General features: G+C 59.8%; 10 protein-coding genes and 1 tRNA gene. 7 read left to right on the forward strand and 4 right to left on the reverse strand.

The features are described 5' to 3' along the window. Positions 1-311: 311 nt before the first annotated feature. Both I2I05_RS19305 and I2I05_RS19310 read left to right on the forward strand, forming a co-directional pair. Positions 312-842, forward strand: a complete 531-nt coding sequence (locus I2I05_RS19305) for a hypothetical protein (protein WP_196283900.1) — start codon at positions 312-314, stop codon at positions 840-842. A gap of 3 nt (positions 843-845) precedes the next feature. Beyond that, positions 846-4,631 carry a phage tail tape measure protein gene (locus tag I2I05_RS19310; RefSeq protein WP_196283901.1) on the forward strand — a complete coding sequence of 1,262 codons (3,786 nt, stop codon included), beginning with the start codon at positions 846-848 and terminating at the stop codon, positions 4,629-4,631. Between the two features lie 74 nt (positions 4,632-4,705). Here the strand turns inward: I2I05_RS19310 and I2I05_RS19315 are convergent. Beyond that, a tRNA-Asp gene (locus I2I05_RS19315) sits at positions 4,706-4,782 on the reverse strand. A gap of 295 nt (positions 4,783-5,077) precedes the next feature. On the opposite strand from I2I05_RS19315, the gene I2I05_RS19320 reads away from it, so the two are divergent. The 5 genes from I2I05_RS19320 to I2I05_RS19340 all read left to right on the forward strand — a co-directional run bounded on the left by I2I05_RS19320 (position 5,078) and on the right by I2I05_RS19340 (position 9,158). Beyond that, on the forward strand, positions 5,078-6,025 hold the full coding sequence (locus I2I05_RS19320; RefSeq protein WP_196283902.1) for an acetyl-CoA carboxylase carboxyltransferase subunit alpha: 948 nt from the start codon (positions 5,078-5,080) through the stop codon (positions 6,023-6,025). A 114-nt stretch (positions 6,026-6,139) separates the two neighbouring features. Beyond that, positions 6,140-6,988, forward strand: coding sequence for an MBL fold metallo-hydrolase (locus I2I05_RS19325; protein ID WP_196283903.1), 849 nt, complete (start codon positions 6,140-6,142; stop codon positions 6,986-6,988). A 110-nt stretch (positions 6,989-7,098) separates the two neighbouring features. Beyond that, positions 7,099-7,878 (forward strand): patatin-like phospholipase family protein, encoded by a 780-nt coding sequence (locus I2I05_RS19330; protein WP_196283904.1) that lies wholly within the window; start codon positions 7,099-7,101, stop codon positions 7,876-7,878. A 92-nt stretch (positions 7,879-7,970) separates the two neighbouring features. Continuing rightward, entirely contained in the window at positions 7,971-8,543 is a 573-nt protein-coding gene (locus tag I2I05_RS19335) for a 1-acyl-sn-glycerol-3-phosphate acyltransferase (protein WP_196283905.1), read from the forward strand. A gap of 39 nt (positions 8,544-8,582) precedes the next feature. Beyond that, a complete protein-coding gene (locus I2I05_RS19340; RefSeq protein ID WP_196283906.1) occupies positions 8,583-9,158 on the forward strand; it encodes a hypothetical protein in 576 nt (191 codons plus the stop codon). A 24-nt stretch (positions 9,159-9,182) separates the two neighbouring features. Here I2I05_RS19340 and I2I05_RS19345 read toward each other — a convergent pair whose 3' ends face one another. The 3 genes from I2I05_RS19345 to I2I05_RS19355 form a co-directional block, all read right to left on the reverse strand. Continuing rightward, positions 9,183-9,845 (reverse strand): DUF4159 domain-containing protein, encoded by a 663-nt coding sequence (locus I2I05_RS19345; RefSeq protein WP_196283907.1) that lies wholly within the window; start codon positions 9,843-9,845, stop codon positions 9,183-9,185. A gap of 115 nt (positions 9,846-9,960) precedes the next feature. Beyond that, positions 9,961-10,344, reverse strand: coding sequence for a response regulator (locus I2I05_RS19350; RefSeq protein ID WP_196283908.1), 384 nt, complete (start codon positions 10,342-10,344; stop codon positions 9,961-9,963). Further along, positions 10,344-12,581 carry an ATP-binding protein gene (locus I2I05_RS19355; protein WP_230688436.1) on the reverse strand — a complete coding sequence of 746 codons (2,238 nt, stop codon included), beginning with the start codon at positions 12,579-12,581 and terminating at the stop codon, positions 10,344-10,346. The genes I2I05_RS19350 and I2I05_RS19355 overlap by 1 nt, the downstream gene beginning before the upstream one ends. Positions 12,582-12,599: the final 18 nt, after the last annotated feature.

Consider the following 12,599-nt stretch of genomic DNA (forward strand, 5'->3'; position numbering starts at 1 on the left):
CAGCAGGAAGCGGGCGGCCACGAAGACATAGTGCTTGGTCATGTTAGCAATTATAAGCACAAACAGAATACCCTCCTTTGCGTGAACTGCTGCCCATGGGTGCCTACTGGCCCAACAAAGTGGCCCTACAGTCCAGAATGAGTTTAAAAAACTCGTTCACCTTTCAAAGTTCACGAAACGCAAAAGTGAGATGAGTTTCGTGAACTGTTCAATAAACTAATTCCTCCTTCCAAAAACAGTACAAGCCCCGCCCCTCCGGCGGGGCTTTTTGCGTCCTATGCCCCGCTTCCTCGCGCCCGCATCTTGGGGGCATGAGTGATTTCACTGCCGATTTCCAACGCATCCTCGACGAGGAAGTAGGCAACTACGCCGCCCGGGCGCTGGGCTTGCTCACGGCCGCGATTCAGAAAAAAGGCCTGGTGCTTACCGAAGACCTGCTCAAGTCCCTGCGCACGGAGGTGGTCGCGGCCAGCGCCCAGCACGTGGCCAGCATGGGCGTGGCTTTCGAGCAGTACGGCCGCATCCGGGACATGAAGGGCCTCAACCGCACCCAGGCTCCGCCCATCGAGCAAATCGAGGCCTTCGTGAAAAAGGTCGGCGTGGGCAACTTCACCTACATCCCCGGCTACCGCTTCGGCCAGGCGCCGCTGAGCCAGGCCGTGGCCATCAACCGCATCGCCTGGGGCATTGCCCGCGCCAAGCTGCGCGATAACAGTCAGGTCAAGCCCAAGGCCTGGTTCGCTAAAACCTTTTACTCCAGCATCAACCGCTTCATCGACGCGGTCACCACCCGCTACGCCGCCCAGACCGGCCAGCACATCGCCAGCACCCTCCGCACTTAACTCATGGCTAACGTAAGGCAAGACAACGTCCAGATAAAACTGGAGATTGACGGGTCGCAGTCGCGCACCGAACTCGACAACCTGAGCCGCAAATCCAAGCTGCTGCAGGAGGAGTTGAAGGGGCTCAAAAAGGGCACCCAGGAGTACGTGGACAAGGGCAAGGAGCTGGCCACCGTGACCACCCGCATGGGCGAGTTGCAGAAGGAAATCGGCCTCACCTCGCTCAATTCCGCGCAGCTCACCGCCCTCTCGCGGCAGTTGAACCGCGAACTGGCGTTGCTCACGCCCAATACGCAGTCTTTTTTGGACAAGGCCAAGGAATTGGGCGAAGTGGACAACCAGCTGGCCAAGGTCCGCGCCGAAGCCAAGGGCGTGAAAGACCAGCTGGAGGATAGCGGTAACGGCTTTTTGTCGTTCGTGAAAAAGTCGGCCGCGTTTGCCGGCATTCAGCTGGGCGTCGAGGGCGTGGTGAGCAGCCTCAAGCAGTTGGGCAGCGAGAGCATCACGGCGGCCGCTGAGGGCAGCGATTCCATCGCGGACATGGAAAAGAGCCTGAACGTGACCACGGCCGGGGCCAAAGCGCTGCGCACCCAGCTGGAGGGCATCGACACCCGCACCGCACAGGAAGACTTGGAAGGCATCGCCATCGCCGGCGGGCAGCTGGGCGTGGCGGCGGCCGACGTGGACGAGTTCACCGTGTCGGTGGACCAAGCCGTGGTGGCGCTGGGCGATGAGTTTACGGGTGGCGTAGAGGACGTCACCAAGTCCATTGGGGGCCTGCAAAAGCTGTTCAAGGACACGGCCGACCTGAAGCCGGACCAGGCCATTACCAAAATCGGCTCGGCCCTCAACGCCCTGGGCGCGGATGGCTCGGCAACTGCCCCGGTGGTGGCCGAGTTTGCGGCCCGCATCGGCCAGCTAGGCGACCTGGCGCCGGAAATCTCCCAGACATTGGGCCTGGGCGCGGCCTTTCAGGAATTGGGCTTGTCGGCCGAGATTTCGTCGGGGGGCCTGACCAACGTGCTGCTGACCGCCTCGAAGGACACGGCCGGGTTTGCCAAGCAGCTGGGCTTGACGCAGAAAGAATTTATTGGCCTGCTCAACTCCGACCCAAACGAGGTGATTTTGCAGCTGGCCGAAAGCCTGAAGGGCGCCAGCAACACCGAAATCATTTCTACGCTGGAAGCCTTAGGCGTCGAGTCGCAGGAAGCGACCAAAGTGGTTTCCCTGCTGGCCACCCAGACGGACCTTGTGCGGCAGAAGCAGGCCCTGGCCAGCGCCGAAATGGCCAAGGGCACCAGCCTGACGGAAGAGTTCAACAAGAAAAACACCAACGCGGCGGCCGAGATTGCCAAGGCCGAGAAAAGCTTTGCGCAGTACCGGCGCGAGCTGGGCGAGCAGCTGATTCCGATTTACATCGCCGCGCTCCAGTACTCGGGCCTGTTCCTCGACATGCTGCGCGGCATCCCGGCCTTCGTGCGCGAAAACAGCGCCGTGCTCAAAGGCCTGGCCCTGGCCCTACTGGCCCTGAACGCCGAACAAATCATTTTGAATGGCCAGGTGCTCTATAGCATCACGCTGGAAAAGGCCCGGGCCGTAGCGGCCCGGGCCAGCGCCATTGCGTTTCGGTTGTTGGGGGTGGCCATGAGTGCTAACCCACTGGGGCTCTTTATTGCCGGCGTCGCGCTGCTCATCGGCGGCTTTATCACGCTCTACGAGCGCAGCGAGGGCGTGCGCAAAACCATCGCCGGGCTCGGGGCGGTGGCCACGCAGGTGTTCGCCACGATGAAGGACACGGTGCTCACCCAGCTGCGCAGCGTGGGCGATTTGCTGGCCGGCATCTTCACCTTCGACCCCGAACGCATCAAAAAGGGGCTGACGGGCCTGGGCGATTCGTTTAACAAGTCCGGCAAAGAAGTCGCCGCCGCCTACCACAAAGGCTACGCGGAGCAGGAAGCCAAGGAAAAAGCCGCCCAGGCCTCGAACGAGCAAAAGCGGCAGGACGACCACAAAAACAAGGAAAACAAAGCGGCGGCGGACAGGCTGGAGCGCGAGAAAAAAGCCGCCGCCGCCACCGCCGCCGCGCTGGCCGACGCCGCCCAGGCCCAGGCCGTGCAGAACCTGAAGCTGCGCGAGCTGGCCCTGCAACGGGAATTAATTGCGGTGCAGGAAGGCAGCGAGCAGGAGCTAAAGCTCAAAAAGCAGCTGGTGCTCGTGGCGCGCGACATTGAGTTGTCGGATGCCAAGAAAACGGCCAACGAGCGGGTGCTGATTCAGGGCCAGGCCCAGCTGGCCTTGGACAAGCTCAACGCGGATTTCCACAAAAAGCAGGCAGCCGACAAAGCCAAGCAAGCCGAGGAAGACCGGAAATTGACCGAAAAACAGGCCCTGGAGGAAGCCGAAGCAGCGGCCGCCATCCTCAAGCGCCAGGCCGCGCTGGAGCGGGACGAGTACGTGCGCCGGGCGGCCGAGCTTCGCGCCGCGGCCGAAGCCGAATCGGTGAAGCTGAAAGGCAACGACGCCCAGGTGGCTGAGCAGCGCCGCTTGATTCAGGAAAAGCTGCAACTGGACCTACTTGCGCTCGAGGAGGACCGGGTCACCAAGCAGGCCGCCATCGACCGGCGCATCGAGCAGTCGGACGCCGATATTGCCCTGCGCCGGGTGCAACAGGCCCGCGACACGGCCGGCTTGTTCAGCGAGGCCCGCGAGCAGGCCAACGAGCAGGAGTTTGACATCAAAAAAGGGCTGCTTCAGAGCCAGCTCGAGGCGGACCTGGCCAACGAGCAGCTGACGGTCAACGAGCGGCTGGCCATCATCCGCCAGTTTCACGCCGACGTGGCGGTGCTGGAGCAGGAACGCCGGGCGTTTGCGGATTTTACCGAGCGGGAAAAGAGCCAGTTTGCGCTCCAGCAGGTGCAAACCGGCATCCAGATTGTGGGCGACTTTCAGAAAATCGACTCGGATAAGCAGCTGGCCAAGCTGGAAAAGGACAAGAAGGCCCGCCTGCTCAAGCTTGACCAGGAGTACAAAGCCGGCATGCTGAGCAAGGAGCAGTACGAGGCCCAGAAATCCAGCATCGAGGCCAACTACGACGCCAAAACCCGCTCGATTAAAAAGCAGGCCGCCGAAAAGGAGAAGGAGTACAAAATCGCGCAGGCCATCATTGCCGGCGTGCTGGCCGTGATTGAGGCCTCCCCGAACGTGCCGCTCCAGATTGCCACCGGCATCGCGGCGGCGGCGGGCGTCGCCAAAATCATTGCCACCCCGATTCCGGAGTTTGCCAAGGGCGGTATCACCGGGGCCCCCAATCCCACGTGGCGGGAAAAGGTGCGCCGCTTTGCTAGTGGCGGCATCAACGCCGTGGCCGGCGTGGCCAACACCGGCCAGCTGCACGGCAGCGGCGGCATTCAGATGATTGACGGGGCCACCGGCCAGCAGCTGGGCGAGTGGGAGCGGGGCGAGCCCTACATGATTCTGAGCCGCGACACCTACGCCAACAACAAGCCGCTGATTGATGACTTGCTCGACACGAGCCTGCACCGGGGCGGGGCACCGGTGCGCCCACGTGGAAGTTATTACGAGGATGGGGGCACCCTAGGGGGCAATCTGCCGAGTGGCGGTACCGTAGCCGGCAACGCCGAGCAGCTGCAGGTGGCCCGCGAAACCCGGGACGCGATTCGGGCCCTGCCCACCAGGCTACGCATTGCCTGGGAGGACGAGGATACCGAGAACGTGGAGGAGCGATTAGGCGAGCGGGAAGCCGTCCGAAACAGCACCGGAATCCGGTAGGCGTGCCACAGTATTTGCCACAGTAAAAAGAAAAAGGCCATTTCCGCAGTGGAAATGGCCTTTTCTATGCAAACTGGCGGTCTGGACGGGACTCGAACCCGCGACCTCCGCCGTGACAGGGCGGCATTCTAACCAACTGAACTACCAAACCGTTTGCCTTGGTGGAGAAGCCGTGTGCTTTTCCGTTTTGGTGATACAAAGGTAGGGCAGGAAAACTGCGTCCTGCAAGCACAGGGCCAAAGTTTTTCTAAAATGGAGGACTTGTGAGAGGTTGTAGGTTGTTTTTCAGGCTCATTAATTTTTGTGGGTCGCTGCTGCGATGGATGTTTTACCTTTGCCATCCGCCTGACGAACGGCTTTTGCGACCGAGGGATGTTCTTTTTCCTCCACAACGGCTTTCTGCGGTGTTCTTCTTCTGTCTTTCCATCCGAAACATTCCTTTGTCCATGCTACTTGATTTTGAACAACCCATCGCCGCGCTGGAAGGCAAGCTCCTCGAAATGCAAAAGCTGGCCGACGAGAGCGACGTTGACGTGAGCGAAGCGGTGACGGCTTTGCAAGCCAAAATCAAAGCGCTTAAAAAGGAAACCTACGCCAACCTTACCCGCTGGCAGCGGGTGCAGCTTTCGCGACACCCCGAGCGGCCCCAAATGCTGGATTACATCGGGGGCATGGTCGACAAGTTTGTTGAGCTGCACGGCGACCGCACCGTGGGTGACGACAAGGCCATGGTAGGCGGCCTGGGCGAGCTCGACGGGCACACCGTCATGTTTATTGGGCAGCAGAAAGGGCACAACACGAAGGAGCGCCAGTATCGGAACTTTGGCATGGCCAACCCCGAGGGCTACCGCAAGGCCCTGCGCTTGATGAAGCTGGCGGAGAAGTTCAACGTCCCCATCGTCACCTTGATTGATACCATGGGAGCTTTTCCGGGCCTGGAAGCCGAAGAGCGGGGGCAGGGCGAAGCCATTGCCCGCAATCTGAAGGAAATGTTCATGCTGAAGGTGCCGGTTATCTGCATCATTATCGGCGAGGGAGCTTCGGGCGGCGCGTTGGGTATCGCCATTGGCGACCGGGTGCTGATGCTGGAGAATACCTGGTATTCGGTTATCTCCCCGGAATCCTGCAGCAGCATTTTGTGGCGCACCTGGGATTATAAAGAGCAAGCTGCCGAGGCCCTCAAGCTAACGGCCATCGACATGCACAAGGCGGGTCTCGTTGATGGCATCGTGAAGGAACCCCTGGGTGGTGCCCATACCGCACCCGAGCAGATGATTGAAACTCTGAAAAACACGCTGCTCAAAACGCTGAAGGAATTGGGGGCAATAGCGCCCGCCGACCGAATCAGCCAGCGCATCGACAAATTTTCGGCCATGGGCGTGGTGGTGGAATAAGGCGTTTGTCATGCTGAGAAGCGAAGCATCTTATCACGGCTGCGCTTTTTCAGGTTCTCTAATCGATGCGTTGCGGGCGTGATAAGGTCCTTCGCTGCGTTCAGGATGACAAAAATGAAAATTCATACCATCGACACTGGCCTTTTTAAGCTCGACGGCGGCGCCATGTTTGGCGTCGTGCCCAAGAGCATGTGGCAAAAGCTCAACCCGCCCGATGCCAACAACATGTGCACCTGGGCCATGCGTTGCCTGCTGATTGAAAATGGCAACCAGCTGCTGCTCATCGATAATGGCATTGGCGACAAGCAGGATGAGAAATTTCGGGGGCATTTTTACCTGCACGGCGACGATACCCTGGAAAAGTCTCTGCGCAAGCTGGGCTTCACCAGTACCGACATTACCGATGTTTTCCTGACTCATCTGCACTTCGACCACTGTGGCGGCTCGGTGCAGCGTCGGCCCGACGGCGTTTTGCAACTGGCATTTCCCAACGCGACGTACTGGAGCAACGAGGCGCACTGGGACTGGGCCGTGACCCCCAACCCCCGCGAAAAAGCAAGCTTTCTAAAGGAGAACATTCTGCCAATTCAGGAAAGCGGCCACTTGCAATTTGTAGACGTGCAGGCGGGGGTGCCTGCCCGCTTGGCGTCGTTTCGCGAAATCATCATGGCCGATGGGCACACCGAGAAAATGATGGTGCCCGTGATGGAATACAAAGGCCGCACGGTGGCGTTTATGGCTGATTTGCTGCCCAGCACCGGCCATATTCCGCTGCCTTATGTGATGAGTTACGACATGCGCCCGCTCGTGACCATGACGGAGAAAGAAGCCGTGCTGCGCCGGGCGGCCGATGAAAATTGGATACTCTTACTGGAGCACGACCCCATCAACGAAGCCTGCACCGTGCAGCACACCGACAAAGGCGTGCGCTTGGCCGATACCCTGCGGCTGGCAGATTTATAGGGGGATAGTTGGTTGTTAGGGGCTGATTTTGCGTATCGCGCAGTAGCGGCTACGCCGGTGCCGTGGTGGCACGGGCGCGCGGCGCGGATGTACCAAAAACGAACAGCACCATGGCCCAGCTGGGGTTGGCATTATCGGGGGGCGGAGCGCGCGGAATTGCCCATTTGGGCGTGTTGGCGGCGCTTGATGAACTTCAGCTGCCCGTTGGGCAGCTGGCCGGTGTGAGTTCCGGCGCCATTGCCGCCGTGTTTTACGCGGCCGGGTTTGCGCCCCGCGAAATTCTCAAAATGCTGCTGAGTACGAATCTGTTTCGGCTCACGCGGCCGGCATTCAGCCGTTTTGGGCTGCTGCACCTAGACGCCGTGGCGGAATTGATTGCCCGGCAATTGGGGGCAAAAATAAACTTCGAAGATTTGAACCGGCCCCTCACGCTGGTCGCCACCGACTTGATGGCCGGCGAATCGGTGTATTTTAGTTCGGGGCCGGTGCTGCAGCCGCTTTTGGCGTCGTCGGCGGTGCCCATTGTGTACCGGCCGGTGGAGTACCAGGGCCGGCAACTGGTTGACGGTGGCCTGCTCAACAACCTCCCCATCGAGCCGTTGCTGGGCCAGGAAGATATTCGGGTGGTGGGCGTGAACTGCAATCCCATCAACTCGGAAGCCCACATTCCCAACTTCCGGCGTCTGATTGAGCGCACGCTCCATCTGGCCATCAATGCCAATACGAACTCGCGCAAAACGCAGTGCCACTTGCTGTTGGAGCCCCCCGAGCTGCGCCATTACCGGCCGTTGAGCTACAAGCAGGGGGCCGAGCTTTTCGATATTGGCTATCGGTACACGCTGGATAAAGCTGAGTCGCTTCAGGCCCTGCTTTCACCAGAAAAGCGCTAGCTTGGCGCTGGTGGGCCATCTTTGTAGCCTGAATAAGGGTTGGCTTGCTGCCAATGCCCCGCTCTCCCATCAATAATTCACCACCGCAACTGATGCCCGCCCGCAAAACGTCTACATTCTGGTATTACATCGCAAAATTTGTGTTTTGGGTTTCCGGCTGGAAGCTGGGGCAAATCTGCAATCCGGAAATCAAGAAAAGCATGATGATTGCGGCCCCGCACACCAGCAATTGGGACCTCATCATGGCCCGGGCCGCTTTCTACCTGATGGACGTGGACGTGCGCTTTACCGTGAAAAAAGAATGGACCGAACACTGGCTGCTGGGGGGCATGGTGCGGGCAGTGGGCGCCCTGGCCGTAGACCGCAGCAAGAACAACAGCCTAGTAGACGGCATGATAAAGCTCTTTGACCAACACGATGAGTTGGTGATTCTCATCACGCCGGAGGGCACGCGGGCCTACCAGCCGCGCTGGCGCAAGGGCTACTATTTTGCGGCTTTGGGGGCGGGTGTTCCCATCCGACTGGGGTATCTCGATTACAAAAACAAAGAGGCCGGCATTGGCGAAGCCGTGTACCCCACGGGCGATTATGAAGCTGATGAAGCCAAAATCAAAGCGTTTTACCGCACCAAAACCGGGCGTTTCCCTGAGAAAGGCATTCGCTAGCCGAACGGCCGGATTGGCGCGCTTTCTTATCTTACTGCCATGGAAAAAATCTTCACCCTGCTTTGGATACTTTTTGCCATCGGGGTTTTCGTGTTCCGCATGATTGTGAAGATGCGCGACACCAACGTGCAGGAAAGCCAGGAGCGGCCCCGCAAACCCGGTAGCGCCGTGCCAGAGCTGCCTACTGCCACGTTTCAGGAGTTGCTCCGGCAGATGCAAGCCAAGAATGCGGGCGAAACCAGCACCGAGGCCCAGGGGCCTATGTCTCGGTCGGCCGAAGCCCCTTCGCAGCCGGTGGGAAAGCGCACGCTTGGCGGCCGCCTGCTGCCCCGAGAAATTGCCCGCCCGGCCCGTACCCAGGAGCGTACCCGGGTGCGCCAAACATCGTTGGAAGCGCCCGCTGCGGGCCGTCCGCATACCCATTTGGGCCCGCTGGTGCGTCGCTCATCGAGCCTGCCCCGGGCCTCGCACGAAACGCCTTTGGTGCGGAGTGCACAGCCCACGGATGCGCCCCGCACCACGGCCCTAAACGCGACCGTGCGCCAGATGCTTAGCCAACCGGCCACGGTACGAGCGGCGTTTGTGCTCAGCGAAATTTTCCAGCGCAGGTACTAGACAGATTGGGCGTTACCGAGGGGGCTAATCCTGCGTGAGGGCGTAGGCCACGAGGTTGGCGCCCATGCGCAGGGCGGCATCGTGGGCGGCGGGGGTGTCTTCGGGGTAGGTGCCTAGGTCTTCCCAGCCGTTGCCGAGGTCGCATTCGTAGCTGTAGAAGCACACCAAGCGGCCCTTGTAGAGCAGGCCAAAGCCTTGGGCGCGTTTGCCGTCGTGCTCGTGCACTTTGGGCAGTCCGCCCGGAAACGAGAATTTCTGGTGATAAACGGGGTGGGAGAAGGGCAATTCCACAAACTCCAGTTCGGGGAAGACCTTTTTCATTTCGGGCCGGATGAATTTATCGAGCCCGTAGTTGTCGTCGATGTGCAAGAAGCCGCCGCCGGTGAGGTAGCGGCGCAGGTTTTTGGCCTCGGCAGCGGTGAAGGTGACGTTGCCGTGCCCGGTCATGTGCACGAACGGGTAGGTGAGGAGCTCCGGGGCGTCCAACTCCACGGTGGCTTCCTCGGGCGCAATGTTGGTTTTCAGCGTCTGGTTGCAGAACTGAATGAGGTTGGGCAGCGAGGTCTTGTTGGCGTACCAGTCGCCGCCGCCGCCGTAGTGCAGTTTGGCAATTTTGAAGCTGTAGCTGGGGCCCGCGGCCGTGAGCGACAGCAGGCACAGAAACGTCAAGAGCAGGTGTTTCAGCATAGCATTTAGTGGCAGCCCAAGCCCGCCTTCCCTACAAAGTAAGGGCTGGGGCGGAAAGTTCAGGGGCCAGGCCGCGTTGAGCCGCCCCTTTGCGGCGGCGGCGAGCGGTGGCGTTTTAGGTGTTGAGCGGAACAAGCTTTTGCTTCAGCAGGCCAAAGTCAATGGGTTTGACCAAAAAGTCGCTGGCGCCAAGCTGCAGGGCTTTGGCGTGGCTCTCTTTGTCGCCGTAGGCGGTGATAATCATGATGGTAGGCGGGGGGTTGGGGTGGTCTTGCTTGATGCGGCGCAGCAGTTCCAGGCCGCTCATGCCGGGCATGTTGATGTCCGAAAGAATGAGCACAACTTCGGAATAATGCTCTTCTTCCAAGAGGTAGTTGAGGGCCTCTTCGCCCGAAAAGGCAAACACAAACGAAAACAAGCCTTCGCGGATTTCGCGCCGGAACCGCTGCTCAAACAGCAGCTTGACGTCCATTTCATCGTCAACAACCAGGATTTTCATTACACAGCGTACGTTAGTGGCGGGTTTTTTTCCTCGTTTGCCGGCAAGCAAATGGTAAATTCCGTGAACTCGCCTTCGGTGGAATCAAAGGTGATGGTGCCGTTGTGGCCTTTGGTCACAATGTCGTAGCTCAGCGAGAGGCCCAAGCCGGTGCCTTCGCCGGGCGGCTTGGTGGTAAAAAAAGGCTGAAATATTTTCTCGCGCACCGTTCGGGGGATTCCCATGCCGTTGTCGCGCACGCGCACGGCCACGTGGCCCTGAGCGCAGCGGCTGGTGGTCACGCTCACCTCGGGCTGGTAGCCGGGCTGCCCTAGTTTCTGGCGTTGCTGCACGGCGTAGAAGGCATTGGTGAACAGGTTGAGCAGCACGCGCCCAATGTCTTGGGATATCGCCTCAATGGGCCCAAGGGTATCGTCGAAATTGGTGGTGAGGGTGGCGTTGAAAGATTTGTCCTTGGCCCGTAAGCCGTGGTAAGCCAGGCGCAGGTACTCGTCGGCCAGTTGGTTGAGGTTGGTGGGTTGCCGCTCGCCGGCTTTGGCGCGGGAGTGTTCCAGCATGTTTTTCACAATGCTATCGGCCCGGTGCCCGTGGTAGGTGATTTTTTCCAGGTCCTGGGTCAGCTCGGTCAACAAGCCGTCAGCGCTGGATTTATCTTCGCCAGCTAAGCCGGCTAAGGGGCCTTCTTTGAGTTCGGCCAATAATTCCACGGCCACATCGGCGAAATTGTTGATGAAGTTGAGTGGGTTCTGGATTTCGTGGGCAATGCCGGCCGTGAGCTCCCCCAGCGAAGCCATTTTTTCGCGCTGAACCAGCTGGTATTGCGTGGTTTGCAGGTTGCTGACGGTTTGCTGCAGGGCGGCCGTGCGTTGCTGCACCTGCCGTTCGAGGGTTTCATTTTGCTGCGCCAATAATTGCTGCTTTTCCCGTTGTTGGTCCAGCATCTGGGACGAAAGGCGCCGCACTTGCACCAGCTTCACGGCCAGCAGGCGGCTATCGAGGGCAAAACGACGGGTGAGGAAAAGCGAAATGGCCAGCACCGGACTCAGAAAGGCCGGGAACGTGAGCAACGTGTGCACCGGAATGCCCAACACCTCCTTCATCAGTAGGTGCGATTGGTACGTTGCCATATAGGCAAAGGCCACCAGCATGGCCAAGGCCACGCCAAAACCCGCGGCGATGATGCCCGCCGCCCGCTTGGTTTTGCGCAGCGCCCCCAGCGTCAGGCGAAGCTGCTCGGCGGATACCAGCACCATAAAAATGACTGTTGGGTACCAGCTGATGCGGTGGCCCAGTTCGTGCCCAAAGGTGAGCAGCAGCAGGCTCAGGACATTGATAATCCAAAGCCCGAAGTATATGCGGCCCACCTGCACATTGAAGAGGCTGTAGAGGGCACGCAAGGCCAGCAAGCTGCCGGTTTGCAGCGTGACGTAGGAAAGTATGTCGGCCCAGACGCGCAGGTCCAGGCGGTGTATTTCGTCGAGGAAGCCAGTGCAGCAGAAACTGCTTGCCGCTAACAGGGTATACAGGGCAAAGTAAATATTGGCGCGCTGGGCCGAATTGTAGATATAAAACCCGAAATGCAGCAAACTGATGAGCAGAAATGCGCCAACCAGCAGCATGTCCGCGGTTTTGTAGGTAGCTTCGTACTGAAAAGCTTTCAAAACCTGAGGCAGGCTATTGATGCGCGCCTGAAAAAAAACGGGCACCAAGAAGTGGTTAAAGTTCAGGGCCGGCGTCCAGGGCGAAATCCGCACCGCCAGTACTTGCTCGCCTCCGCTGCCGAGCGGGAGTTCAAGGGGTTCCCCATCAGGCCAGATGGGGCGCACCTGGGCGGGGGCAGAACTGACGGTGCCGTAGCGGCGCAGCAACCGGCCGTTGAAGTAGATTTCCGATGCCGCATACTGATAGACGCCCAGTGTGAGGGTGCGATTCTGGAGGCCTGGGCCCACCCGGAACCGCAGCCGCAGCCACCCCACGCTGGCCTGCTGCACCTGCGGCAATCGTTGCAGACATTGCGTTGGATTGATGGGCTGCCACTGGCGGTCATCGGCAGTGGGCTCAGCCCAGGCGGGATTGTCGCCGGGCTGATAGGTCCAGCCGCTGTCCAGCACCATGCCATCGGGTGGCAAACTGTTGAGGGTGAGTACTACCCGCGGTGCGGGCTGCGCACAAACAAGCGACGCCCAGCAAACCAGGAATACCCAAAGCAGCCCTTTTATCGGTAGGTGGAAATGCATAGTGTGGACGGTGCGGTG

The organism is Hymenobacter jeongseonensis (genome assembly GCF_015694725.1).
Classification (GTDB): Bacteria; Bacteroidota; Bacteroidia; order Cytophagales; family Hymenobacteraceae; genus Hymenobacter; species Hymenobacter jeongseonensis.